The organism is Massilia eburnea (assembly GCF_009720745.1).
GTDB classification, from domain to species: Bacteria; Pseudomonadota; Gammaproteobacteria; order Burkholderiales; family Burkholderiaceae_D; genus Rugamonas; species Rugamonas eburnea.
In genome coordinates, this window is sequence record NZ_WNKX01000006.1 from 85,696 (window position 1) to 109,307 (window position 23,612).

A 23,612-nucleotide genomic window follows, 5' to 3' on the forward strand; every position below is an offset into this window, starting at 1 on the left:
ACCCTGCGGGTCGGACACTGGTTTACCGGTTTTAGTCAACCGCAGCCATGCGCATCTCATCGTTATGGTGCCGCTGCTGCTCCTCCATCACCAACGCACCCAACTCGCGCTTGAGCGCATTGAATTCCGCCGAAGCCGGATCACGCAAACGTGGCAACTCCACAATCATGTCGCGCTTGACCGTACCTGGACGGTAAGTCATCACCACAATCCGGTCCGCCAGGTAAATCGCCTCTTCAATACTATGGGTCACGAAGATAATGGTCTTCTTCAGCTCAGACCAAATGCGCAGCAATTCGTCCTGCAGGTTGCGGCGCGTCAGTGCATCCAGGGCGCCGAACGGTTCATCCATCAGCATGATCGGCGAATCGAGCGCCAGCACGCGCGCAATCGCCACGCGCTGGCGCATGCCGCCCGACAGATCCTTCGGATAACGGTTACGGAAATCCGACAGTGACAGCATGGACAGCAGCTGGTCCACGCGCTGCTTGATCTCCGCGGCAGCCATGCCTTTGACCTCGAGGCCGAAAGCGATATTCTTCTCCACCGTCATCCACGGGAACAGCGCATATTCCTGGAACACCATGCCGCGCTCCGGTCCTGGACCGGAGATCAACTGCCCGTCGGCCGTGATCTCGCCGCTGGAAGGCAGCGAAAAGCCGGCAATCGCATTCAGCAGCGTGGACTTGCCGCAGCCCGATGGCCCCAGCAGGCAGACGAACTGCCCTTGGGGGATCTGCAGGTTGATGTCGCGCAGCGCCACCACTTCACGGTTGTCGGTCTTGAATACCTTGTTGACGTGCTTGACGTCGATATGGGTTGCGCTCATCTCAGTTCTCCAGGCCACGGTGCCAGCGCAGCAAATGGTTATTCAGCTTGTTCATGCCAATATCGATCGCCAGGCCAAGCAGGCCAATGCTGATCATGCCGGCGATGATCTTGTCCGACCAGAAGTACTCGCGCGCTTCCAGGATGCGGAAACCAAGGCCGTTGTTCACAGCGATCATTTCGGACACGATCACGACGATGAAGGCGGTACCGATACCGATACGCACGCCGGACAGGATGTAAGGCACAGCCGCCGGCAGCATGACGCGAACGAACATGGTGCGCTGGCTGACGCCCAAGTTGCGGGCGGCGCGGACATAAATGCCGTCCACCTGGCGCACGCCGGCGATGGTATTCATCAGCACCGGGAAGAAGGCGCCCAGCGCAATCAGGAACACGGCCGGTGCGTTACCCAGGCCGAACCACAGGATCGCCAGCGGAATATAGGCGATCGGCGGGATCGGGCGCAGCACCTGCAGCAGGGGATTGAGCCAGTCGTACATACGCTTGCTCGAACCCATCACCAGGCCGAAAGGCAGGGCCAGGCCGGCGCCGACGGCAAAGCCGACCAGCACGCGGTACATGCTGCTGATGGTGTCGCCAATCAGCTCGCCGGAGAAGGCCCACGCCAGCCAGGAAGTTGCTGCCGGGTCGTAAGGCTGCAGCGGCAGCAGGTACTCCACCCATTTGGTCACAACGGCCCAGGGGGAGGGCAGCACTTGCGGGTTGATCCACTCCAGCGAAGCGCTGGCCTGCCACAGGGCGATCACCAGAACCGGCACCACGGAGCCCGCGGCCAGCTGGCGCAAATTGAGTTTTGCCATGATGTGCCTCGACTTATTTGATGTTCAGGCTTTTCTTGGCTTCGTCCAGCAGGTCGGTCTTGACCCACTCGGTCGCCACGGGCGCCTTGCGCATCTTGCCCACGCCGCTCTTGTTCATCACATCGGTGGTGACCTGGATGTGCTGCGGGGTGATGTCGTAGGTGTATGGCGAATTGGCGATCGCATCCTGGAAATCGTCGGCTGTGATCTGGCCCTTGAAGATCACGTTGCGCACGTATTTTTCAGCGGTCGGCTTGTCGTCGATGAAGGTCTTGGTAGCCTGTACGAAGCATTTCATGAACTTTTCAGCGGTGGCACGGCGGGTCGAATAGAACTTTTCGCTCATCACCATGGTACGCACAGGCTCGCCGATCGGGGTGTCATACGGTTTCATGACTTCCACCCCGTAGCCCTTGTTGATGGCTTGAGAGGATTGCGGTTCCGACTGCATGATGGCGTCCAGGTTCTTGCCGAGCAGGGCCTGGTTCAGGTCTGCGAAGGCCAGGAATACCAGCTGCACGTCTTTACCTGGCTGGTCGGAGAAGGTCAGGCCGGCCTGCGACAGTTCGGCGGCCAGCAGCACCTCATGGATGCCGCCGCGCGTTACGCCGACCTTCTTGCCTTTCAGGTCCTTGATCGACTTGATGCCGCTGTCGGGGCGCGCGACCAGGCGCGCGCCACCTTTGGCGAAACCGGCGACGACGTAGATTGGGGCGCCATTGGCGCGGCCCTGGATGGCTGCTTCAGACGCGGTGGCGCCGACATCGAGCTCGCCCGCCAGGATGGCCTGCATCACGTCCGGGCCCTTGGCGAAGACGTGTTCTTCGACCTTGATGCCGCACTTCGGTGCGATTTCCTTGATATACGAGACGGCGCCGTAGTGCGCGAACTTCAGGTTGCCGAGGCGGACAACTTCCTGGGCATTGGCGGCGGTGGCGAAAGCTGCGGCCACGGCGAGGGATGCGAATTTAAGCTTGGTCATGCTGGTCTCCTCAGTAGGGGTGTTTTGACCAGCATTTAGCAGCTTCCATGCCAGAATGTTGGAATGCTGCAAGTGCTTGATTTTATTGGTCTGCCACTGTGCGGACCTTCAGCGGCTGTGGCGAAATTCCGGAATCCCGCCACAGCTTGTGCGGATTTTCGCCGCGGCGCCTTAAGCCTTCTGAGGTTCCGGTGTCGTGCCGTAACAGACGTTTGGATCCGGCTCCTTGCGGTAGAAGTCCACCATCTTGTAGCGCATTGCATACAGCGCAAAGCAGCCCGCGACCAGTGCGGCGAAACCTGCGAAGAAGTACATCTGGAAGGCCATCACCGAGAATCCGGTGGTGGCGATATAGGCCGAAACGGAATCGTTCTTCACGCCGGCGTTCAGGATCAGCACCCACAGGTTGCCGACGGTGACCGCCAGGTACCACAGCGCCATGATCACGCCCTTCATCGAGGCGGGCGCTTGCGAGTAGGCGAATTCCAGGCCGGTGGCCGATACCAGGACCTCGCCGAAGGTCAGCAGGGCATAAGGCAGGATCTGCCACGCCATTGAGACCGGCGTGCCACCGTCCATTACCACTTGCAGCGTGCCAATCACGACCCAGGCCAGTGCCGAGACGAAGATGCCGGTGCCCATGCGGCGCAGCGGCGTCGGTTCGATGCCCAGCTTGCGCAGCAGCGGGAAGAGGGCGATGTTATTGAACGGGATGAGCAGCATCACCAGCAATGGGTTCAGCGCCTGCATCTGCGCCGGCACGAAGGAGAACGACCAGCCGAGGAATTCATAGGTCGGGTGCACCATATCGTTGGCCTGCACGATCCAGGTCGAGGCCTTCTGGTCGAACAGGGACCAGAACGGCGTCACCATCGCGAACACGATGAAGATGCGCAGCACGGCGCGCACGCCATCCACCGCCTCGTCGCTATGTTTGCCGCGGGCGCGCTCCAGTTGCATCGAGGTGCCGATGCCGCCGAATGCCATCAGCAGGACCAGTGCGGTGCAGGCAGCGATCACGAAGCCCCAGGAAGGCGCCATGGCCAGCGAAACCAGGGCGGCTGCCACGCCAACCAGGGCGACCGTCAGGCCTGGGCGCGATTGACCCGGCGCCGCCGACGCCAGCGCGGTCCTGGCAACGCGAGTGAAGGAATCCTTGCTTGGCTCCTCCGGCGCCACGTGCACGTATTTCTTGCGGCCCGACCAGAACACGATGGTCGCGATGAACATCAGGATGCCGGGAATACCGAATGCGACCGCCGCGCCGAAATCCTTCAGGAAGATCGGCATCAGCAGGGAAGCGAAGAAAGAGCCGAAGTTGATGCTCCAATAGAAGGCATCAAACACCACTTTCGCCTTCTTCTTGTTGGTCTGGTCGAACTGGTCGCCGACAAAGGACACCACCAGCGGCTTGATGCCGCCCGAGCCGAAGGCAATCAGGAACAGGCCGAGGTAGAAGCCTTGCAGGTGGCTCTCAAACAGCGCCAGGCAGGCATGTCCCGCGCAGTAGATCAGCGAGAACCAGAACACCGTGTTGTATTTGCCGAAGAAGCGGTCGGACAGCCAGCCGCCCAGCAGAGGGAAGAAATACACGCCGATCACAAAGGTATGGAACACGTGCTTTGCTTCGCCGGCACGCTGGTCCGATGGGATGAACAGCAGCAAAGTGCTGATCAGGAATGGCACCAGGATGTTGCGCATCCCGTAAAAACTGAATCGCTCGCAGGCCTCATTGGTGATGATGTACGGGATTTGCCGGGGCATCGGCCCGTTACCCTGTTCCAGTTCTTGCGTCGACATGAGGTCTCCCGTTTCGAATAATGGGCGCGATGCTATGCGAACAGGTTGGGCTTGGCAACTACTGGTTTCACTTGCATGTAGTTTAACTACGTCAAAAATTGTAAGTGTTTGATTTTTAAGGATTCATAGTGATTGAACTTCCCCTATTCATGATGTATATTATCTACATAATAGATTTTTTGGGGATTAGGGCATATGAGCACACCTTGGTGGAAAGAAGCAATCATTTATCAGGTTTATCCACGCAGCTACCTGGACACCAACGGTGACGGCATTGGCGACCTGAATGGCATTACCGACCGCCTTGACTATATCGCCAAGCTTGGCGTGGACATCATCTGGATCTCGCCCTTCTTCAAATCCCCGATGCGCGATTTCGGCTACGACGTCGCCGATTACTGCGACGTCGACCCGATGTTCGGTACCCTGGCTGATTTCGACAAGATGATCGCCAAGGCCCACAGCCTGGGCCTGAAGATCATGATCGACCAGGTCATGTCGCATACTTCCGAAGACCATCCATGGTTCAAGGAGAGCCGTTCTTCGCGTGACAATCCGAAATCCGACTGGTACGTATGGGCCGATCCGCTGCCGGACGGGAACCCGCCGAACAACTGGCTGTCCGTGTTCGGCGGCTCCTCCTGGCAATGGGACTCGCGCCGCAAACAGTACTACATGCACAACTTCCTGGTCAGCCAGCCGGACCTGAACTTCCACAATCCGGACGTGCAGCAGGCGCACCTGGATGCGCTGCGCTTCTGGCTCAAGCGCGGCGTCGACGGCGTACGCATGGATGCCTGCAACTTCCACTTCCACGACCGCCAGCTGCGCAGCAATCCGCCGGCCCTGGTGCGCGATACTTCCACCGTGAGCGACGCCAATCCGTACGGCATGCAGGCCCACATCCACGACAAGAGCCAGCCGGAAAACGTGGCCTTCCTGGAAAAGCTGCGCGTGCTGCTGGACGAATACGGCGCGGTCGCGATCGGCGAAGTGGGAGCGGACGATTCGCTGGCCGTGATGGCCGAATACACTGCCGGCGGCAACAAGCTGCATATGGCTTACAGCTTCAACTTGCTGACTGCCGACAGCAGCGCGGGCCATATCCGCAAACAGGTGGAAGACTTCAAGGCTCGCGTGAAGGATGGCCAGCCTTCCTGGTCGGTGGGTAACCACGACGCAGTGCGCGTAGTGACGCGCTGGAATGGCATGAGCAACCAGGCTGCCTTCGCCAAGCTGGTGCTGGCCATGCAGCTGTCGCTGAAAGGCACACCTTGCCTGTACCAGGGTGATGAGCTGGCGTTCAGCGAGGCGGACGTGCCTTATGAATTGATCCAGGACCCCTATGGCAAGACCTTCTGGCCTGAATTCAAGGGGCGTGATGGCTGCCGTACGCCGATTGCGTGGACCAATGGAGAGCATGGCGGCTTTACTTCCGGCACGCCGTGGCTGCCGGTGGCGGAGGAGCACAAGGCGATTGCGGCTTCGGTGCAGGAGGCCGATCCTTCTTCGCCGCTGAATTTTGCGCGGCGTATGATTGCCTGGCGCAAGACCATGCCGCAGCTGACGCGCGGGGATATCGTGTTTTATGATGCGCCGGAGCCGGTGCTGGCATTGCGCCGTGACCTGGAAGGGGAGCGCAGTGTGATCGCTGTGTTTAACCTGGGGGCGGCGCCTGTGAGCTTTGCGCTGCCAGCGGCAAAGGGCGCGCAGAAGCTGGAACAGCCTGGCTTGCCGGGTGAGGTTGTTGACGGTGTTGTGCAGTTGCCGGGATATGGGGCGTGGTTTGGGTATGCCGCTTAAACCCGGCAAACCTGGGTCTGACCCTTGGGTCTGACCCTGCCCTCCGGGTTTTAGGGTATCCTCCCGCCTTTAGGGTGTTATCTAAAACGTAAAAAGACAATGAAACAGATAGAGGCAGACCCAAAAGCCAACCGTTCCGCCTTTGCCGACGGACCGCGCCTGCTGGGCGATATCGGCGCTACTCACGCCCGCCTGGCCCTGCAAACGGCCCCCGGTGAATTCAAAGCCGTCCGCGTCCTGCAATGCGACGACTTCACGGGCATCGTCCCTCTGCTGCGCAGCTACCTGGCGGATCACGGCGACATCAGCCTCAATCACGGCGCGCTGGCGCTGGCTAACCCGGTGCACGGCGATTTCATTCGCATGACCAACCGCGATTGGCAGTTCTCCACCGACGAAGTACGGCGTGAACTGGGTCTGCACACCCTGCTGGTGGTGAACGACTTCACCGCCCTGGCGATGGCGATCCCCGGCTTCAAGGCCGAAGACCTGATGCAGGTCGGCGGCGGCGCCCCGGCGCAGAATTCCGTGATCGGCGTGCTCGGTCCCGGCACTGGCCTGGGCTGCTCCGGCGTGATCCCCACCACCGACGGTTTCGTCACCCTCGGTTCGGAAGGCGGCCACACCAACTTCGCTCCTGCCGACGAGCGCGAATACGCGATCCTGCAATACGCCTGGCAAACCTGGCCGCACGTTTCCAACGAGCGCCTGATCTCCGGCCCCGGCATGGAAATCATCTACCGCGCCCTGGCGCGCCGCAACGGCCTGAATGTACGCGACCTGACCTCGCAGCAAATCATCGCCGGCGCGATGAAGGACAAGAACGAACTTTGTATCGAAGTGCTGGAATGCTTCTGCGCCATGCTGGGCGGCGCGGCGGCCAACCTGGCGGTGACGCTGGGCTCCTTCGGCGGCATTTTCATCGGCGGCGGCATCGTGCCGCGCATGGGCGAATGGTTCAGGGAGTCGCCGTTCCGCACCCGCTTTGAAGCCAAGGGCCGCTTCTCGTCCTACCTGGCCGAAATTCCGACCTATGTAATCACCGCGCCGAACCCTGCGTTCTACGGCGTCGCCACCATTTTGTCCGAACACCTGCGCGGCCGCACCGGCGCCAACACACTGATGGAACGCGTACAGTCGCTCAAATCGGAACTGACGCCGGCCGAGCAGCGCGTGGCGCAGCTGGTGATCGAGCAACCGCGCCTGGTGCTGAATGAGCCGATTGCCGACATCGCCCGCCTGGCGGAAGTGTCGCAGCCGACCGTGATCCGCTTCTGCCGCTCGCTCGGCTTCCAGGGCCTGGCCGACTTCAAGCTTAAATTCGCCTCCAGCCTGACCGGCGCCATTCCCGTGCGCCACAGCCAGGTGCGCGTGTCAGACAGTACGCACGACCTGAGCGCCAAGGTGATCGACAACACCGTTTCCGCCATTCTCAAGTTCCGCGACCAGATGGACGTGCACTCGCTGGACCGCGCGATTGAGCTGCTGTCGCGCGCCAAGAAGGTCGAGTTCTACGCCATGGGCAACTCGCGCGTGGTGGCGCTGGATGGCCAGCACAAGTTCTTCCGCTTCCGCATCCCGACCGCGGCGTATGGCGATTCGCACCTGTTCAAGCTGGCCGCCGAGTTGCTGAAACCGGGTGACGTGGTGATTGCGATCTCCAACTCCGGCAAGCTGCCGGAACTGCTGGAAGCCGTGGAATCAGCCCGCAATGCCGGCGCCGACGTAATCGCCATCACCAGCAGCCAGTCGCCGCTGGCCAAGAAAGCCACGGTCTGCCTGGCGGTCGACCACTCGGAAGACAGCAGCACCTTCCTGTCGATGATCTCGCGCATCCTGCAGCTGCTGCTGATCGACGTGCTGTCGGTCGGCATATCGCTGGACGCGCAGAACGCCGAGCTGGTCCTGGAGCACAAGGCCAACGGCGTGGTGCAGGAAAGCCGCCGCCTGCAGATCTCCCACCTCGATAACTAGAAAAAGGGGCAGAAAAAGGGGTACGTCCCCTTTTTCTGCCCCTTTTTCTGCCGCCGGCTTTCAAAACAGGTCCCGCATTTGGTAATAAAGCATCCCGAGCACCAGGGCCGGGGTGCGCAGCAGTGTGCCGCCGGGGAAGGGGGCGTGCTTCACCTTTGCGAAGATGTCGAAGCGTTCGGCCTGGCCGGCGATCGCTTCGGCGACCAGCAGCCCCGCCATGCCGGTGAATGCCAAGCCGTGCCCGGAAAAGCCCTGCAGGTAGTAGATGTTGTGCCCGACCCGCCCCAGGTCGGGGGCGCGGTTCATGCTGATGTCGATGAAGCCGCCCCACGCATATTCAATGCCCACGTCCGCCAGTTGCGGGAATACCGCCACCATGCGGCGCCGGATGCGTTCCACCAGATTGGCCGGCGTCGTGCCGCTGTAGCTGTCGCCGGCGCCGAACAGCAGGCGGTTGTCGGCGCTGAAGCGAAAGTAGTCGAGCACGAAATTGGTGTCCGATACGGCGCTGCGGCGCGGCAGCAGGCTGTCCGCATGCGCTTGCGTCAATGGCTCTGTGGCCACGATATAGGTCCCGACGGGCATGATGCGCGCGCTTACCTGCGGCACCAGGTCGCCATATTCGGCGAGATAGACATTCGCCGCCAGCACCACGAATCGCGCGGCCACTTGGCCTTGCGCGGTGTGTACCAGTGCGGTGGCGCCGCGTTCCAGCAGGAACACCGGTGAATCTTCGAACACGCGCACGCCAGCCGACATGGCGGCGCGGCCCAGGCCCAGCGTGTATTTGAGGGGATGAATGTGGCCGCCATGCATATCCGCCACGCCGGCATGGAAGCGCGGGCTGTCGATCCAGCGGCCGATCTCCTGCGGCGTTATCCAGTGCAGCGGATAGTCATACGCCGTTTCCACATGCCGCCCCCAAGTTTCGAGCGCGCGCATCTTGTTTGCCTTGACCGCAAGGCTCAGGGCGCCGGGCCGGTAGTCGCAGTCGATGCTGTATTTGTCGATACGCCGGCGCAGCAGCTCTACGCCGGCCACCGATATGTCCCAGGCGCGGCGCGCATCCTCTCGTGGCAGCTGGCGCGCAATGGCTTGTTCGCCGTCGTTGCCGAAGCCGGGCAGGACCTGGCCGCCATTGCGGCCGGAGGCGCCCCAGCCCAGGCGCTGCGCTTCCAGCAGCACCACGGAGTAGCCGCGTTCCGCCAGGTCCAGTGCAGCCGACAAGCCGGCCAGCCCACCGCCAACCACGCAGACGTCGGCGCTGGTGTTGCCTCTTAAGGGCGGCATGGCGGCCGCGCGCTGCACGCTCGCTTCGTAGTAGGAGTTCTCGATAACGCCCAGTTCCTTGCGCAGCAGCGTGCCCATGTCAGCTGACGCGGAAATTCACGAATTGCCACGGATCGTCCAGGTCCCGCGGTTCGTCGAAAAGTTCGCTGCGTTCCTTGAGTGGCGTCCAGTCGCCATACACGCCGGCCAGTTCGCCGAGGTAGGGCGCGGCAACCTCCATCACCAGCTGGTCGTCGATATCGTCCGGCTCCACCACGCCGCAATCGGGGTTGCGCACCGCCCATACCATGCCGCCCAGGATGCCCGCCACCACTTGCAGCGAGGTGGCGGAATTGTGCGGCGCCAAGGCGCGCGCCTGCTCAATGGTCAGGCGTGAGCCAAACCAGTAAGCGCCTTTGGGATTACCCATCAGGAGCACGCCCAGTTCATCCATGCCGCTGCAGATTTCCTTGCCGAGGATGCGCTGCCGGTTCTGCTGCTTCCAGTTCTTGCCGGCCACCTCGTGCAGCGACAGCACGGCGTCGTCGCAAGGGTGGTAGGCGTAGTGCACGGTGGGGCGGTACACCACCTCGTTGTTCTCCCTCAGCGTCAGGTGGTCGGCGATGGAGATCGATTCGGCGTGCGTGACAAGGAAGCCGTGATAGGGCCCCTCCAGCGGCGTCCAGCTGCGCACGCGGGTGGCGATGCCTGGCCGCTGCAGATAGATGGCGGCATCGCTGCCGTAGCCGTGGCGCGCGGCGTCTGCCGGCCAGTGCTTTTCGTGGCTGCCCCAGCCCAGTTCCGCCGGCTGCAGGCCTTCGCTTACAAACCCGTCCACCGACCAGGTGTTGACGAATTCGTCGCGCTCCTTGCGGCGCTGGGAGATCTGCGTGTCGCGTTCTGCGATGTGGATCACCTTGATCTGCAGCTTTTGCGCCAGCTTGGCCCAGTCTTCGTAACAGGTGGGCCGCTCCACTTCGAGGTGCTGGTCGCGCGCCATATTGATCAGCGCCTGTTTCACCAGCACCGAAGCGAGGCCGGGATTGGCGCCCTGCGTTGCCACGGCCGTGGCGCCGTGGCGTTTGTCGAGGCGGAAGGCCAGCACCGCCTCGCGCAGCGCGTAATTGGAGCGCTGCGACAGCGTTAGCTGCTCGTCCTCGTAAAAGCCCTTCCACGGTTCGGTGCAGGTGTCGAGGTACAGGATGCCGCGCCGCCAGCAATAGCGGATCAGGTCCAGGCTCGACACGTCCACCGACAGGTTGAGCAGGAAATCGCCTTCCTGCAGCAGCGGGTCGAGGATGCTCTCGACATTGCCCGCCCGTAGCGGCGTGGCTTCGAATGCGACCCCATATTCCTCGGCGATGCCGCTGGTGTCCGGTACCCGCGACACCACGGTGATTTGCGATGGCTCCAGCGCGAAATGGCGCAACAGCAGCGGCAGGGCGGCCTGCCCGATGCTGCCGAAACCGAGCATGACCAAGCGCCCCGGCAGCGCGCCGTATTTTTGATCTGTATTCATCCCCACCTCCTGGTGAGGCCCATTGTGTGACGCCGCTCACTCGGCTTCCATGCGTGATTTAACATTTCAAGCGGCTTGCATTCCTTCAAAAATGAGTTAAGATATGTCTTAATAAGATATGTCTTAAGTCGATATATCTTAACTATCGAGGAGAAAGCCATGTTCCATTTTTTCCGCGGCCATCACCGGCTGCACCATGAACACCACCATCACCAGCGCGGCGGCGGCGGCGGTCGCGGCCCGAAGATGTTCGACGCCGGCGCCATGCGCTACGTCGTGCTGCAGCTGATCGCCGACAAGCCGCGCCACGGCTACGAAATCATCAAGGAGCTGGAAACCCTCACCGGCGGCAGCTACTCCCCCAGCCCGGGCGCGATCTACCCCCTGCTGTCGATGATGGCCGATATGGGCCAGGTGGACATCATCAAGGAAGGCAACAAGAAGCTGTATTCGATCCTGCCGGAAGGGCAGCAGTTCCTCGACGAGAACCGCAATATGGTGGACGCCTACATGGCGCGCCTGGTGGAAAACGCCCGCGGCGAGGATGGCGGCGACCTGCGTACCTTGATGCATGCCTTGAAAGACGCCGTCATCACTCGTGGCCGGGGGCCGCGGACCAGCCGCGAGCACGTTGAAGCGATTCGCGCTATCCTCAGGCGCGCAATCAACGACATTAACCAACTCAGTTGATCACACCCTGATGACACAAACACTATCCCCTCAACGCGAGCGTACAGTCCTGTGGCTGCTGGCGTTCATTCAGTTCACCGTGATCATGGACTTCATGGTCATGATGCCGCTCGCCCCGCAATTGATGCGGGCCTTCTCGATCAGCGCCGCCCAGGTCTCCGGCGCCGTATCGGCCTACGCCTGGTGCGCCGGACTTTCCGGCCTGCTGGCGGCGACGTACGCCGACCGCTTCGACAGGAAGAAGCTGCAGCTGACGGTCTTCATGCTGTTCAACCTGTCCAACCTGGCCTGCGCGCTGGCGCCGAACTTCCACGTGCTGGTGCTGTCGCGCGCTTTCGCCGGCATGACGGGCGGCGTGCTGGGGGCGATCAGCATGTCGATCATCGCCGACCTGATTCCGCAGGAACGCCGTGGCGCCGCCACCGGTGTCGTGATGACGTCCTTCAGCATGGCGGCCATTGCCGGCGTGCCGATCGGCGTCATGCTGGGCGCCCACTTCGGCTGGCAATCGCCGTTCTACCTGCTGGTGGTGCTGTCGATGCTGGTCTGGCTGGTGGCAACGCGCTCGCTTCCTTCGATGACCGCGCACTTGGCCAATGCACCGGTGCCGCTGGCGCGCGTGCTGCCCGAGCTGTTCGGCCTGTTTACGGTGGGCGCTCACCTGCGCGGCTTCCTCCTGACCTTCCTGGTCACGGTCAGCGGCATGATGGTGATCCCCTTCATCTCGCCGATGCTGGTGGGGAACCTCGGCATAGCGCCGGCGCAAATCAGCTATGTCTACCTATGCGGCGGCATTGCGACCCTGTTCAGTTCACGCCTGATCGGCAGCTGGTCGGACCGCGCAGGCAAACAGTACGTGTTCCGCTGGATGGCCCTGTTCTCGATTGCGCCGACCCTGTTCATGACCCACATGCCGCAGCTGCCGCTGCTGCTGGTCATGCTGTTCTTCCCATTCTTCATGGTGGCGATGTCGGGACGCTTCGTGCCGCTGCAGGCGCTGCTGACCACCATTCCCGAGCCGCAGAAACGCGGCGCCTTCCTGAGCGCGAACGCGGCGATCCAGCAGATGGGAACGGGCATCGGCGCCTTTGCCGGCGGGCTGCTGGTGCACACCGATGCGGCCGGGCACATCCTCGGCTATGACACCATCGGCCTGATTGCCAGCGCCCTGATGTTCTTCTCGGTGTGGTGGATCGGGCGGGTGCAGGGCGCACCCGCGGCGCTTACTGCGCGTTCCCCTGCTTGACCACCAGGTCGAGCAGGCGCTGGCCTTGTTCGAGCACGGACTTGGCCAGCTCGTCGCGCACGATATCGCTGAAAAAACCTTCCGTCACGCGATTGCCATCCTGGGAGAGGAAGGTAAAACGCAACTGGCCGGCGCCGGGCGCAAAGGCCGGCTTCGGCTGCTTTGCCTTGATGAAGGCGGGAATCGCCATCGCCACCAGTGCTTTCGCCTGTTCCGCCACGTCGGGCGGGGCGCCTTCGAAAACGGCGATGCGTCCGGTCTGGTTGATGTAGCGTACGCGCCCGTCAGCGTAGGCGGCGAGCGTGTCCATGCTGCCATCGAGCGGCACTTCGATCACCACACCCAGTACTTCCGGTGACGGCGGCATGTGGCCGTTGGCGCGCAGCCATTGCGCCGCCAGCAGGCGCACTCGCGATTCTTCGTTGGGGTCCTGCGCAATGGCTTGCACGACGCGCACATCGGGAGAATCGCCGAACAACTGGCCTGCATCATCTGCAAACAGCATATTGTGCACGGTGTTCAATTCCTCCGTGCCGTACGGCGCATCAGCGCGAATCTTTGGTTTGGCGCTGAACGCCGCAAACAACTTCTTGAACATCTTTTACCATCCAGTTAAAGCTTCTGTTTCCGTGATGTGCCGCCAGCTGGGGCGGGCGCGCATCATGTCTGCATATTTCTGCAATGCCGGCCAAGCGGTCGCAGGGCGCGGCATATTGCGCGACCAGCGCATGTACATGGCCAGCATCAGGTCCACGCCGGAGAACGTTTCACCCAGCAGGTAAGGGCCGTTATCGGCCAGGCGCGCGTCGAGCATCGCCCACATCGATTCGATGCGCAGCTGGATCGCGCTGCGGAACGCCAGGTCTTCGTCGCTGGCGCCGAGATCGGACGGATAAAACCACAGGCGGAAATTATTGCCAAGGTCATTCGCCAGGGTCACCGCCAGCTCATACCATTCCGCCCGCGCCAGCGAACCGGCAGGCGGCGCCAGGTTCGAATGCGGGTGGCGATCGGCCAGCATCAGCATGAGGGCCGCCGATTCGTGGAACGGCTTGCCGTCGATGATGAGGGTTGGAATCTTGCCGCGCGGGTTGAGGCGCAGGTATTCGGGACTGCGCTGCTGGCCGGCGTCCAGGTCGACTTCGACCAGTTCGTAAGGCACGCCAACTTCCTTCAGCGCCGCGTGCACCGCCAGGCTTGCCGCGCCCTTGCCGTAGTAGAGGGTGTACATGCCCTAGTCCTTCACGGTCTTTCGCCATTGATCGAGCGGCAGCAGGTCGCCGCTGATATCGTCTTCCACCAGGATTTCGCCATCGCTGTAAGACACCAGGAAGCTGGCCATGGCCTGCGCCATATCGTCGCCGTTTTCGACGAAGGTGAGCTGGTAGAACGATTTTCCGTTTACCTCGCGCGGCTTGGAATCCGTTTCGATCAAGGCGCCGTGGCGCAAGCCTTCGCTGCGCTTCTCGATGACATCGGCCCAGTGTTTTAGTTCAGGCAACGCCATCAGCTTTTCCACCGCCTGCTCACGGCTCACCGTCGCTTTCGCGGCTGGTGCAGCGGCCGTCAAAGCCGCCGCCGGCGCCATGGCCGGCGCGGGCGCCGCCACAGATTTGTGATTGCTTACATACCAGGCACCGATACTGGCGAGCAGGAGGCCGGCAACGGCGCCGGCGATGGCGGATTTACGGGTAGAGGACATGCGTGGCGCACCCCAGCGGTTAAAGTGCGCCCATACTAACAGATCCAAAACGCCTTTTGTGTCACGCTGCCCGGCAGCAATTTTGATTCCAATTCTGGCCCATTCTGCCAAATATCGTTTGGGCAGCCAGGTGGCTTACTTCGATGGGTTCGCCCTGAACGGTCCCAGATGAGAGCTTACTGTGCTGCGGTTTGCAGCACACGGAGCGAGGTCAAGCCGGGTAGCGATGTTTGGCCGACAGGATGACCATGAAGATGAAGCCGTTATCCGTTGGCACGCGGTAAGCACCCAAAGCGCCGAGGGTGTCGGCGGCGATGGCCGTCATGTGCCAGCCATCCTGCATGTCGGCTGCCCATTTGGGAACGGTGAGGTGAGGGTAGTCATGTTCTTCGCCGAAGCCGCGCACGGCTTCGATACGGGAGCGGACTTCCTCGAGCAGGCTGAAATTCGCCCAGGACCACATCCAGGTATTGCTGGACGTCGAGAGTGTTCCCACAAATTCAACGTCGGCCACAAGGTCGGGCAATTCGCCGCCGGAAAAGACCAGTTGCGCGGACTCCTGGTAATAGTTCCAGCGCGGATAATCGTTGATCTTCAGGTTCGCCGTCATGGCGTCCTGCTTCACTTGGAGCTCTGCGCACTGAATATTCAAGTGACGGTCCCAGTCCGCCTGTGCCGCATCGTCCAGCCGCGCGACGCTGCGCGCAATCCCATCTTCGTAGCAATGCCCGCAAATCATCTCGACACTTATTTCATCCTCATTGTTCTCATTCCACTCGCCTTCGCGCTCGAAGATTTCATTGCAAGCGGAACACCAGGCATCGGGCCACGGCTCGTCTTCTTCGGGATAACCGCAATGCCATTGCTGGACAGGGTTCTCGAGAAGATGCTTGCAGACGCATGCAGGATCGATTTCGCCGTGGGTGGCGCAGGTGAAGGTTTCGGATGTCATGTTAAGCGGCGATTAATGGAGCATATGAAAAAAGCCTGCAAGGCGTGAACCCTGCAGGCTTTTGAGAGTCGGCGGGAGCCGGCCTGATATTACATCATGCCGTCCATGCCACCCATGCCGCCCATGCCACCCATACCGCCCATGCCGCCGGCTGGCTTGTCTTCTACGACTTCAGCAACCATGCAGTCGGTGGTCAGCATCAGGCCAGCGATCGACGCTGCGTTCTGCAGGGCCGAACGGGTCACTTTAGCTGGGTCCAGCACGCCCATTTCAACCATGTCGCCGTAGGTGCCGTTGGCTGCGTTGTAGCCGTAGTTGCCGGAACCAGCCAGCACTGCGTTCACAACCACCGAAGCTTCTTCGCCGGCGTTGGTGACGATCATGCGCAGTGGTTCTTCCATTGCGCGCAGGACGATCTTGATACCTGCGTCCTGGTCGGCGTTGTCGCCTTTGATGTTCAGGTTGGCGCGGGCACGCAGCAGGGCAACGCCGCCGCCTGGCACAATGCCTTCTTCCACAGCTGCGCGGGTTGCGTGCAGTGCGTCTTCAACACGTGCTTTCTTTTCTTTCATTTCGACTTCGGTGGCTGCGCCAACCTTGATCACGGCAACACCGCCGGCCAGCTTGGCCACGCGCTCTTGCAGTTTTTCGCGGTCGTAGTCGGAGGTAGCAGCTTCGATCTGGGTGCGGATCTGTGCCACACGGCCTTCGATGGCGGACGCTTCGCCTGCGCCGTCGATGACGATGGTGTTTTCCTTGCCCACTTCGATACGCTTGGCTTGGCCCAGTTCTGCCAGGGTGGCTTTTTCCAGGGTCAGGCCGACTTCTTCAGCAACTACCTGGCCGCCGGTCAGGATAGCGATGTCTTCCAGCATTGCCTTGCGACGGTCGCCGAAGCCAGGGGCTTTCACTGCGCAGGTCTTCAGGATGCCGCGGATGTTGTTCACCACCAGGGTGGCCAGCGCTTCGCCTTCGATGTCTTCGGCGATGATCAGCAGTGGACGGCCGGCTTTCGCTACTTGCTCCAGTACTGGCAGCAGGTCGCGGATATTGGAGATCTTCTTGTCGCACAGCAGAACGAACGGGTTCTCCAGCACGGCAACTTGCTTCTCCTGGTTGTTGATGAAGTATGGGGACAGGTAGCCGCGGTCGAACTGCATACCTTCCACGATGTCCAGCTCGTCGTGCAGGGACTTGCCGTCTTCCACGGTGATGACGCCTTCCTTGCCCACTTTTTCCATCGCTTCAGCGATACGCTCGCCGATCGAGGATTCGGAGTTGGCGGAGATCGCGCCAACCTGGGCGATTTCCTTGGAGGTGGTGGTTGGCTTGGACATGGTCTTCAGCTGTTCGACGGTGGCAGCAACTGCCTTGTCGATGCCGCGCTTCAGGTCCATTGGGTTCATGCCGGCGGCAACGTACTTCATGCCTTCGCGCACGATGGCCTGGGCCAGCACGGTTGCGGTGGTGGTACCGTCACCGGCGTTGTCGGAGGTCTTGGAAGCGACTTCCTTGACCATCTGCGCGCCCATGTTCATCAGCTTGTCTTTCAGCTCGATCTCTTTGGCGACCGACACGCCGTCCTTGGTGACGGTTGGGGCGCCGAAGGAGCGCTCCAGCACCACGTTGCGGCCTTTAGGGCCCAGGGTGACTTTAACTGCGTTGGCGAGGATGTTCACGCCTTCGACCATCTTGGCACGTGCGGAATCGCCGAAAATGACTTCTTTAGCTGCCATGTTTGTTTTCTCCTGAATTCTGTCTATCTAGAGGGGGCGTGATTACTTCTGAACCACAGCCATGATGTCTTCTTCGCGCATTACCAGCAGTTCCTGGCCGTCTACCTTGACGGCTTGGCCGGCGTATTTGCCGAACAGAACGCGGTCGCCCACTTTCACTTCCAGAGCACGCACGGTGCCGTTGTCGGCAACTTTGCCGTTGCCAACTGCCAGCACTTCACCCTGGTCCGGCTTTTCAGCGGCTGCATCAGGGATGATCAGGCCGGACGCGGTCTTGGTTTCCTGGTCCAGGCGTTTGACGATGACGCGGTCATGCAAAGGGCGAAGGTTCATACAAAACTCCTTTTACTCGGTTTATTGACAGTTGTTAGCACTCTCGGCTAACGAGTGCCAACAATTATAGGGACGACACTTTCCCTTTTCAAGCGAATTTCTTGCGATCCCTCAATCGTTAATTCGATATTAATCATGTAAGAGTGATAATTTTTCCCTAAACTGGGCAAATATGTCTTCCGAGGAGGGGTAAATGCACACTTCCATCATGCTTGCGCTGTTGGCGGCTTTGCTCACCGAGGATGGCGCGCAGCCTTCCTGCGAGGCGGCGCTCGACTTGCTGGTCGTGTCGCCGGCGCCCGGCAGCGTCGTGGCGGTCCAGGAGCAAGTGCGTTTCGAGGGCAGTGCCTACGATTGCCATGAAGGCGTGCTGGCGGGCGATGCCATCGCCTGGTATTCGGACCGGGACGGCTTGCTGGGGACTGGTGTGATGCTGCGCGTCTCTACGCTTAGCCAGGGCGCGCATACGGTGACCATGACCGCCACGGGACGTGATGGCCAATCTGCGAGCGCGTCGTTCAGCCTGCGCGTGGAAGTAGAGGCGCCCGGCCCGGAATGACCCGGCGGCCCCGGAGGAGGCGACTGGCGGCTGCGGAACAGGCGCCAGTCCAGACCGCGATTTGCCCGGCGATTAATGCTGTTTGCGGCGATACACGCCCGCCATGCCCAGCAGGCCAATGCCCAGCAGGCCCAGCACGCCTGGTTCCGGCACCTGGCCGTTGAAATCGATAATACTGCTTACCTGGTTGATCGCAATGACGTGGGCGCCGGCGCATAGCGGGCCGCCATCGCAGACCACACCTTGGGAAGTGTTGTTGTTTGCTGAAAACGCTGCGGTAAAGAAGGGATCAGGATCGAAGAAGTAATCCTTGCCCTCGGTGGTCAGGAACCAGGTCATGGTGATGTTCTGGTAAACCCCGCCCAGATTATCGATGCCGGCCGTGGTGTTCAATGCTGCGGTGGTATACGCCAGCTGCACCTGGCTGCCATTCATGGTGATGCTGGCGTCACTGCCGAGCGTCGCCGAATTGTAGACGTTGTCGTTGTCCGGATCGGCCCACAACTGCAGGGACAGGGCGTTCGTCGTGCACGTCACGCCTGGACCCAGGATACCGGTGCAGGTGACATCCTGGTGGAAGGTGGCGTACAAGCCGTAGTCGAAATTGACGCGGGAATCGCTGGTCGAAATGGAATTCGCATTCAGCGAGAAGCCGTTGAAGAATATGTAGCCGTCATTCGTGTAATCGGTCCCGACCCCCGTGTACACAATGCGGGCAGAGGAGAAGCCGTTCATGGCGTCAGCCTGGAAGCTGGTGCCTTGCGTGGCGAGGTTATTGCTGTTCGGGTTGACCCAGAAGATCGGGGCAGCGGCGGCATTACCGGCCGCCAGCACGCCGAGCCCGATTGCCAGGCAGGCTGTGAGGTGTCGAACCCGTGATGTGAGAATTTGCATTGCTAGTCTCCATTGAAAAAAATTGGCATCCGCTTGGGTAAGTGAGCATATTTTTTGTTCCGCTCATGCCCCTACTAAAAGCAATTGGCGTGCCATTTTTAAAATATGGAAAATAAACAATTGTTTAGCATTAACTTTCAAACCACGTCATTGCGGAATGCGACGCCAAATGTAAATTTATCCGACAGGTGACTTTGAAAAATTAAGTAGGAAATTCAATGACTTGCATGACAAATTTAGGGGAATTTACCATTTTCTGTGACTATTTAAGTCAAGAAAAGCGTGAGTATTTATCCGGAACTAAATCTTGCCGCCACCCTGTTGCGCCAGCAGGGCATTGATTTTGCGTCGGGCCAATTGAATGGCCAGCCATTGCAGCGGATGGCGGTTGCCGCCAGGCCGCCAGGTATGCACGTACTTGTCGCGATAGGCGTCGTACTGGAATCCATGCGGGGCGGCGCGAATGTTGCCGCGCTTGAGCATCATCTTGATGGCTTGGGTGGCGGCGACGCCGGAGCATAACTGGCAGGCCATTGCAGTGGACGCGCCGCGGCGCTCGGCCAGGTTGATCCCGCCCGGCACCAGGTAGCTGCGGTGCAGCCCGGCCGGCGCCAGGCCAACCAGGAAGCGGATCGCCATCTCCAGTTCCGGCAGGTTGCCCCAACCGAAGTAATCTTCGAAACTCATTCCACCGGGCACGAAATTCAGTGCCGCAACGCCCATGCCCAGCGGCGCGGCGCACGTGGCGGGCACGCCCATTTCCTCGCACATGGCATAGGTTTGCCTGCGCGCCTCGAACGCGAAAAAGTCCAGGCCGTCGACATACACGTCGGCGTCTTGCAGGAATTCGCGCAGGTTGCCCTGGTTGACGCCCTGAGGGAAGACGCGGATTTTCACTTCCGGATTGATGTCACGCGCCATGCGCGCCATCACTTCGACCTTTGGCTGGCCCAGCGTCGAGACGAAGGCGCCGGCCTGGCGGTTGAAGTTGGGGACGTCGAAAGTATCGAAGTCGGCGAGGTTGAAGGCGCCCACGCCCATGCGCGCCAGCGTCAGCAAATGTACGCCGCCCACACCGCCGGCGCCGGCGATCGCCGCGCATCGATGGCGCAGCACCTGCTGCTCCTGTTCGGTCACCCAGCCGATATTGCGCGAAAAGGCCTGTGCGTAGTCAAAGCGGAGCTCATTGTCGGATTCGGCCATGGCATTCATCCCAGGTTTCTAAGGCGATGGATAATCCCCGCTTCCTCACGCTGCGAGAAGAACAGCGGATAAAAAGAACGTTCGTCGGAATCGGGCTTGCCGCCGTAGCGGTGGATCTGTTCTTTCATGTAGTGCAGGTCGATGTGCATCAACACGCCGGACACGTTGACGCGCGGGTTGACCACTTCCTCGCCCAGCTGGCGAAAACCCAGCGAGCGCTGGTAGAACTGGCGATGGCGCGGCGTGACTTCGATGAACAGGCTGTCGTGGCGATGGATATCGTAGGCATACATGACTGCCAGGTGGATGAGCGATGCCAGGTAGGCTTTGGATTGCGCGCCCATGTTGAAGGCCAGTTTGATGAACTCGCACACCTTGTGCTTGCGGGCGCGGTAGCGGTCCACTTCGTGGCGGAACAATTGATCGGCCAGGATGCCGCAAGGGTTGTCCATGCCCAGCGTCAGGGTGCCGACCGGGTCGTCCTTGCCATAAGCCATCAGCGTGATGCGGTTGGGGTCGTCTGTCAGCGCATGGGTTCCCTCCAGGCCGCGCCAGGCATACATCTTGTGGATCAGCATGCTTGCCTTGTTGCGCCCTTCGGGGGTATCGACCAGCCTGATCGCGAAGTTGGTTTCGCCGGTGACGATGTTCTGCATTTGCGCCAGCAAGCGGTCATCGCGAAACTTGTCGTCGCGATCAAACATGGCCTCAGCCCGTTCAGCCTGCTTTTCCAGCATATGCCCTCCGGATTGCTTGTCAGCTAATGTGATCCTTTCGAATATCCATAATGACAAGACGAAGCCGCTCTCGCAATAAGCCGGCCTTTGTGCCGGCATTCGACCTGCCGGCGGCGCAGGCCGCCCTCTGGCGGGCCTCATTCTGCTGTTGCTGCTTGGAGATAATGATTGTGAACTTGATATGACTGATTTGCTAGTCGGCAGGCAAGATGAGGCTGAAGCTCACCTGCGCCGGCGTGCATTCTGCCAGGCGCAATTCGCCGCCATGGGCGCGCGCGATTTCACGCGCCAGGGCCAGGCCAAGGCCGACGCCGGATACGCGGCGGTTGTAGGCATGGTCGGCGCGGTAGAAGCGGTCGAACAGCCTTTCGCGCTGTTCGAAGGCGATACCGGCTGAGGCGTTCGCAACTTCGATTTGCCAGCTGTCGCCGCTGCGGCGTCCCTGGACGGCGATCCAGCCTTGCGGCAGGCCATATTTGACGGCATTGCTGGCCAGGTTCTGCAGCACCTGGCGCAGCAGGTCGGCATCGCCCTCGGTTTCCATGCGCGGCGGCAGGTCCAGCCGCAGCGGGCGATCGGGCGCCATCATGTCCAGGTCATCGGCCAGTTCGCGCAGCATCGGCACCAGGTCCAGCGGCTGCATCGGAATCTGCAATTGGCCGGCATCGGCGCGAGAGAGCATCAGCAGCTTGCGCACCACGTTATCCAGGCGCCGCACTTCGTCCAGCATATCGGCCAGCGCCTGTTCCAGTTCAGGGTCGTTGCCGGCGCGTTCGAAAGCGCGCTCCAGCTCGCCCTGCAGGATCGAGACCGGCGTGCGCAATTCATGCGCCGCATCGCCGGAAAAGCGCGCCGACTGCTGGAAGCTGCGGTCCAGCCGGTCCAGCATGTCGTTGAACACGGTGACCAGGCGTTCGAATTCCAGCACCTCTTCATCAGCCGACACGCGCTGCCGCATGTCGCTGGCGCGGATGCGCTCCATCACGCCGGTCAGGTGCTCGATCGGCCGCATGGCGCGCCCGGCCAGGTACCACGCCACGCCGAACACCAGCACACAGAGGACAAGCACGAACAGGCCGAAGCGCCTGACGGAGACAAACAGCTGCGCTTCCGACAGCGTGGTGTTGACGCCAAGCTGCACCAGCATCGTGCCGCGCCGGACCTGCCCGATACGCCACTGGCTGCCGCCGCCGTAATAGCTGCGCAGTTCGCTGTCGTCCGTTTCCGGCACCAGCAGCGAGGAGGGCCAGTTGGGGCTCTGGTAGACAACGCCGCGCTGGAGGTCGACCGCGCGCAGGATGGCGTAGCGCTCATTGCTTCCTTCGGGGGCAAAGCCGCTGAAACTGGCGTTCAGGTGGGCATCGATGGCTGGCCAAAGCGGTACCGGCGAAGCGCCGAAGCCGGGGCCCGCCAGCTGGGCCGACATGATGCGGTCGATGATCGCCGCACGCCGGTTCAGCAGGGTCAGGGAGGCGACGAGAAACAGCAAAGCCACCACCGTAATGGCCAGGCCGCCCGTGGTCAGGGCCACCCGCAGGCGGAACGACCGGATGAAGGGGCGGCGCGCCGGCGTCATGCTTCGCTGTCCGGCTTGCGCAGGCGGTAGCCGACGCCGCGCACCGCTTCGATCGCGACATGCTCGGGCAGGGCGAGCTTCTTGCGCAGGCGCTGGATGCAGACGTCCACCATATTGGTCTGCGGGTCGAAGTCGTAGCCCCACACATGCTCCAGGATCTGGGTGCGGGTGTAGACGCGGCCCGGAGCGCGCATCAGGTATTCCATCAGGTTGAATTCTCGGCTGGTCAGCTCGACCTCGCGGCCATCCAGATGGGCCACGCGCGCCAGGCGGTCCAGCTTGAGCGGACCGGCGGACAGCACGTTCTGCCGCTCGCCGCTGACGCGCCGACGCAAGGCGTGGATGCGCGCCACCAGTTCTTCCATGTAGAACGGCTTGGCCAGGTAATCGTCGGCGCCCAGGTTCAGGCCCTGCAGGCGGTCGTCCAGCTCATTGCGCGCTGTCAGCAGGATGACCGGCGTATCGCGGCCATCGCGGCGCAGGGCTTTCAGGATCGCCAGCCCGTCGCGGCCCGGCACCATGATATCGAGCAGGATGATGTCGTACTGGCGTGACAGGGCGTAGTCATAGCCCAGGTTCCCATCTTCGCAATGGTCCACAAGGAAGCCTTGTTCGCGCAATCCGCTGCAAACAAAGCTGGCTATTCGCTGTTCGTCTTCTACCAGGAGGGCTTTCATCCTCGGCATTCTTCCAGAAAGTCAAAACCTGCGTCAATGCGGCGAGCTTCCGATTACAACTTTGTAATCGAGCCGTGGCCTGTCCTGTCATCTTCGCTTGCTGTAATGGCGGTGTTGACATACGGGAGAACGGCCATGAGCATCGGCATCTGGTTCAAGGAACTTGGCAATGACCTGGCCGATATCGGCGGCGCATTCAAGGACGTCTGCATCGACATCGCGGCCGCGGCGCGGAAGATTGCAGGGCGGGGCGCCAAATGAGCTACAATCCCAGGCATGTCTAACACCAAGTTGACCGTGCAATCGTG

Annotated in this window: 23 protein-coding genes; 6 read left to right on the plus strand and 17 right to left on the minus strand. The window is 61.2% G+C overall.

All coding sequences use genetic code 11. The features are described 5' to 3' along the window. Positions 1-31: 31 nt before the first annotated feature. From GM658_RS09645 to GM658_RS09660, 4 genes are all read right to left on the minus strand, one after another. Complete coding sequence (locus tag GM658_RS09645) at positions 32-829, minus strand: ABC transporter ATP-binding protein (RefSeq protein ID WP_155453809.1); 798 nt, start codon at positions 827-829, stop codon at positions 32-34. Position 830: 1 nt separating this feature from the next. Continuing rightward, positions 831-1,652, minus strand: a complete 822-nt coding sequence (locus GM658_RS09650) for an ABC transporter permease (protein ID WP_155453810.1) — start codon at positions 1,650-1,652, stop codon at positions 831-833. 13 nt (positions 1,653-1,665) lie between these two features. After that, the gene (locus GM658_RS09655) at positions 1,666-2,634 is read right to left on the minus strand and encodes an ABC transporter substrate-binding protein (RefSeq protein WP_155453811.1); all 969 of its coding nucleotides are present in this window, start codon (positions 2,632-2,634) and stop codon (positions 1,666-1,668) included. Between the two features lie 171 nt (positions 2,635-2,805). Continuing rightward, the gene (locus GM658_RS09660) at positions 2,806-4,434 is read right to left on the minus strand and encodes a POT-type proton-dependent oligopeptide transporter (protein ID WP_229416839.1); all 1,629 of its coding nucleotides are present in this window, start codon (positions 4,432-4,434) and stop codon (positions 2,806-2,808) included. A 195-nt stretch (positions 4,435-4,629) separates the two neighbouring features. Between GM658_RS09660 and GM658_RS09665 the strand changes: the two genes are divergently transcribed. After that, a complete protein-coding gene (locus tag GM658_RS09665) occupies positions 4,630-6,237 on the plus strand; it encodes an alpha-amylase family glycosyl hydrolase (protein ID WP_155453812.1) in 1,608 nt (535 codons plus the stop codon). Between the two features lie 99 nt (positions 6,238-6,336). Further along, on the plus strand, positions 6,337-8,211 hold the full coding sequence (locus GM658_RS09670) for a glucokinase (protein WP_155453813.1): 1,875 nt from the start codon (positions 6,337-6,339) through the stop codon (positions 8,209-8,211). Positions 8,212-8,271: 60 nt separating this feature from the next. On the opposite strand, the gene GM658_RS09675 is transcribed toward GM658_RS09670, so the two are convergent. Beyond that, a complete protein-coding gene (locus tag GM658_RS09675; RefSeq protein ID WP_155453814.1) occupies positions 8,272-9,579 on the minus strand; it encodes an NAD(P)/FAD-dependent oxidoreductase in 1,308 nt (435 codons plus the stop codon). A gap of 1 nt (position 9,580) precedes the next feature. Beyond that, a complete protein-coding gene (locus GM658_RS09680) occupies positions 9,581-10,999 on the minus strand; it encodes a homospermidine synthase (protein ID WP_155453815.1) in 1,419 nt (472 codons plus the stop codon). Positions 11,000-11,158: 159 nt separating this feature from the next. Between GM658_RS09680 and GM658_RS09685 the strand changes: the two genes are divergently transcribed. Both GM658_RS09685 and GM658_RS09690 read left to right on the plus strand, forming a co-directional pair. Beyond that, on the plus strand, positions 11,159-11,689 hold the full coding sequence (locus tag GM658_RS09685) for a PadR family transcriptional regulator (protein ID WP_229416840.1): 531 nt from the start codon (positions 11,159-11,161) through the stop codon (positions 11,687-11,689). Positions 11,690-11,699: 10 nt separating this feature from the next. Then, positions 11,700-12,935: an MFS transporter gene (locus tag GM658_RS09690; protein ID WP_155453816.1), complete on the plus strand. Its 1,236-nt coding sequence runs from the start codon at positions 11,700-11,702 to the stop codon at positions 12,933-12,935. On the opposite strand, the gene GM658_RS09695 is transcribed toward GM658_RS09690, so the two are convergent. The 6 genes from GM658_RS09695 to groES form a co-directional block, all read right to left on the minus strand. After that, positions 12,913-13,533, minus strand: coding sequence for a hypothetical protein (locus GM658_RS09695; RefSeq protein WP_155453817.1), 621 nt, complete (start codon positions 13,531-13,533; stop codon positions 12,913-12,915). The genes GM658_RS09690 and GM658_RS09695 overlap by 23 nt on opposite strands. Positions 13,534-13,536: 3 nt before the next feature. Beyond that, positions 13,537-14,166, minus strand: coding sequence for a glutathione S-transferase family protein (locus GM658_RS09700; protein WP_155453818.1), 630 nt, complete (start codon positions 14,164-14,166; stop codon positions 13,537-13,539). A gap of 3 nt (positions 14,167-14,169) precedes the next feature. Then, positions 14,170-14,637 (minus strand): hypothetical protein, encoded by a 468-nt coding sequence (locus tag GM658_RS09705; RefSeq protein ID WP_229416841.1) that lies wholly within the window; start codon positions 14,635-14,637, stop codon positions 14,170-14,172. Between the two features lie 211 nt (positions 14,638-14,848). Next, positions 14,849-15,589 (minus strand): DUF6882 domain-containing protein, encoded by a 741-nt coding sequence (locus GM658_RS29255; RefSeq protein ID WP_229416842.1) that lies wholly within the window; start codon positions 15,587-15,589, stop codon positions 14,849-14,851. Between the two features lie 89 nt (positions 15,590-15,678). Continuing rightward, positions 15,679-17,325: a chaperonin GroEL gene (gene groL, locus GM658_RS09715; RefSeq protein ID WP_155453819.1), complete on the minus strand. Its 1,647-nt coding sequence runs from the start codon at positions 17,323-17,325 to the stop codon at positions 15,679-15,681. A 42-nt stretch (positions 17,326-17,367) separates the two neighbouring features. Next, the gene (gene groES / locus GM658_RS09720) at positions 17,368-17,658 is read right to left on the minus strand and encodes a co-chaperone GroES (protein ID WP_028101749.1); all 291 of its coding nucleotides are present in this window, start codon (positions 17,656-17,658) and stop codon (positions 17,368-17,370) included. A gap of 193 nt (positions 17,659-17,851) precedes the next feature. Between groES and GM658_RS09725 the strand changes: the two genes are divergently transcribed. Next, complete coding sequence (locus GM658_RS09725; protein WP_155453820.1) at positions 17,852-18,217, plus strand: PKD domain-containing protein; 366 nt, start codon at positions 17,852-17,854, stop codon at positions 18,215-18,217. 72 nt (positions 18,218-18,289) lie between these two features. Here the strand turns inward: GM658_RS09725 and pepA are convergent, their stop codons facing one another. From pepA to GM658_RS09750, 5 genes are all read right to left on the minus strand, one after another. Further along, positions 18,290-19,111 (minus strand): flocculation-associated PEP-CTERM protein PepA, encoded by an 822-nt coding sequence (gene pepA, locus GM658_RS09730; RefSeq protein ID WP_155453821.1) that lies wholly within the window; start codon positions 19,109-19,111, stop codon positions 18,290-18,292. Between the two features lie 300 nt (positions 19,112-19,411). Beyond that, entirely contained in the window at positions 19,412-20,314 is a 903-nt protein-coding gene (locus GM658_RS09735) for a ThiF family adenylyltransferase (protein ID WP_155453822.1), read from the minus strand. Between the two features lie 5 nt (positions 20,315-20,319). Continuing rightward, positions 20,320-21,051 (minus strand): N-acyl amino acid synthase FeeM domain-containing protein, encoded by a 732-nt coding sequence (locus GM658_RS09740; RefSeq protein ID WP_229416843.1) that lies wholly within the window; start codon positions 21,049-21,051, stop codon positions 20,320-20,322. Between the two features lie 193 nt (positions 21,052-21,244). Continuing rightward, positions 21,245-22,627 carry a sensor histidine kinase gene (locus tag GM658_RS09745; protein ID WP_155453823.1) on the minus strand — a complete coding sequence of 461 codons (1,383 nt, stop codon included), beginning with the start codon at positions 22,625-22,627 and terminating at the stop codon, positions 21,245-21,247. Further along, positions 22,624-23,304 (minus strand): response regulator transcription factor, encoded by a 681-nt coding sequence (locus GM658_RS09750; RefSeq protein ID WP_155453824.1) that lies wholly within the window; start codon positions 23,302-23,304, stop codon positions 22,624-22,626. Before GM658_RS09750 ends, GM658_RS09745 begins: the two co-directional genes overlap by 4 nt. Before the next feature lie 135 nt (positions 23,305-23,439). On the opposite strand from GM658_RS09750, the gene GM658_RS29520 reads away from it, so the two are divergent. Beyond that, a complete protein-coding gene (locus tag GM658_RS29520; protein WP_267874969.1) occupies positions 23,440-23,565 on the plus strand; it encodes a hypothetical protein in 126 nt (41 codons plus the stop codon). The last annotated feature ends 47 nt before the right edge of the window (positions 23,566-23,612 follow it).

What these genes read in the sequence shown, in the direction of transcription:
- GM658_RS09645 (WP_155453809.1), bottom strand. Translation starts at nt 829, where the DNA reads ATGAGCGCAACCCATATCGACGTCAAGCACGTCAACAAGGTATTCAAG.
- GM658_RS09650 (WP_155453810.1), bottom strand. Translation starts at nt 1,652, where the DNA reads ATGGCAAAACTCAATTTGCGCCAGCTGGCCGCGGGCTCCGTGGTGCCG.
- GM658_RS09655 (WP_155453811.1), bottom strand. Translation starts at nt 2,634, where the DNA reads ATGACCAAGCTTAAATTCGCATCCCTCGCCGTGGCCGCAGCTTTCGCC.
- GM658_RS09660 (WP_229416839.1), bottom strand. Translation starts at nt 4,434, where the DNA reads ATGTCGACGCAAGAACTGGAACAGGGTAACGGGCCGATGCCCCGGCAA.
- GM658_RS09665 (WP_155453812.1), top strand. Translation starts at nt 4,630, where the DNA reads ATGAGCACACCTTGGTGGAAAGAAGCAATCATTTATCAGGTTTATCCA.
- GM658_RS09670 (WP_155453813.1), top strand. Translation starts at nt 6,337, where the DNA reads ATGAAACAGATAGAGGCAGACCCAAAAGCCAACCGTTCCGCCTTTGCC.
- GM658_RS09675 (WP_155453814.1), bottom strand. Translation starts at nt 9,579, where the DNA reads ATGGGCACGCTGCTGCGCAAGGAACTGGGCGTTATCGAGAACTCCTAC.
- GM658_RS09680 (WP_155453815.1), bottom strand. Translation starts at nt 10,999, where the DNA reads ATGAATACAGATCAAAAATACGGCGCGCTGCCGGGGCGCTTGGTCATG.
- GM658_RS09685 (WP_229416840.1), top strand. Translation starts at nt 11,159, where the DNA reads ATGTTCCATTTTTTCCGCGGCCATCACCGGCTGCACCATGAACACCAC.
- GM658_RS09690 (WP_155453816.1), top strand. Translation starts at nt 11,700, where the DNA reads ATGACACAAACACTATCCCCTCAACGCGAGCGTACAGTCCTGTGGCTG.
- GM658_RS09695 (WP_155453817.1), bottom strand. Translation starts at nt 13,533, where the DNA reads ATGTTCAAGAAGTTGTTTGCGGCGTTCAGCGCCAAACCAAAGATTCGC.
- GM658_RS09700 (WP_155453818.1), bottom strand. Translation starts at nt 14,166, where the DNA reads ATGTACACCCTCTACTACGGCAAGGGCGCGGCAAGCCTGGCGGTGCAC.
- GM658_RS09705 (WP_229416841.1), bottom strand. Translation starts at nt 14,637, where the DNA reads ATGTCCTCTACCCGTAAATCCGCCATCGCCGGCGCCGTTGCCGGCCTC.
- GM658_RS29255 (WP_229416842.1), bottom strand. Translation starts at nt 15,589, where the DNA reads ATGACATCCGAAACCTTCACCTGCGCCACCCACGGCGAAATCGATCCT.
- groL (WP_155453819.1), bottom strand. Translation starts at nt 17,325, where the DNA reads ATGGCAGCTAAAGAAGTCATTTTCGGCGATTCCGCACGTGCCAAGATG.
- groES (WP_028101749.1), bottom strand. Translation starts at nt 17,658, where the DNA reads ATGAACCTTCGCCCTTTGCATGACCGCGTCATCGTCAAACGCCTGGAC.
- GM658_RS09725 (WP_155453820.1), top strand. Translation starts at nt 17,852, where the DNA reads ATGCACACTTCCATCATGCTTGCGCTGTTGGCGGCTTTGCTCACCGAG.
- pepA (WP_155453821.1), bottom strand. Translation starts at nt 19,111, where the DNA reads ATGCAAATTCTCACATCACGGGTTCGACACCTCACAGCCTGCCTGGCA.
- GM658_RS09735 (WP_155453822.1), bottom strand. Translation starts at nt 20,314, where the DNA reads ATGGCCGAATCCGACAATGAGCTCCGCTTTGACTACGCACAGGCCTTT.
- GM658_RS09740 (WP_229416843.1), bottom strand. Translation starts at nt 21,051, where the DNA reads ATGCTGGAAAAGCAGGCTGAACGGGCTGAGGCCATGTTTGATCGCGAC.
- GM658_RS09745 (WP_155453823.1), bottom strand. Translation starts at nt 22,627, where the DNA reads ATGACGCCGGCGCGCCGCCCCTTCATCCGGTCGTTCCGCCTGCGGGTG.
- GM658_RS09750 (WP_155453824.1), bottom strand. Translation starts at nt 23,304, where the DNA reads ATGAAAGCCCTCCTGGTAGAAGACGAACAGCGAATAGCCAGCTTTGTT.
- GM658_RS29520 (WP_267874969.1), top strand. Translation starts at nt 23,440, where the DNA reads ATGAGCATCGGCATCTGGTTCAAGGAACTTGGCAATGACCTGGCCGAT.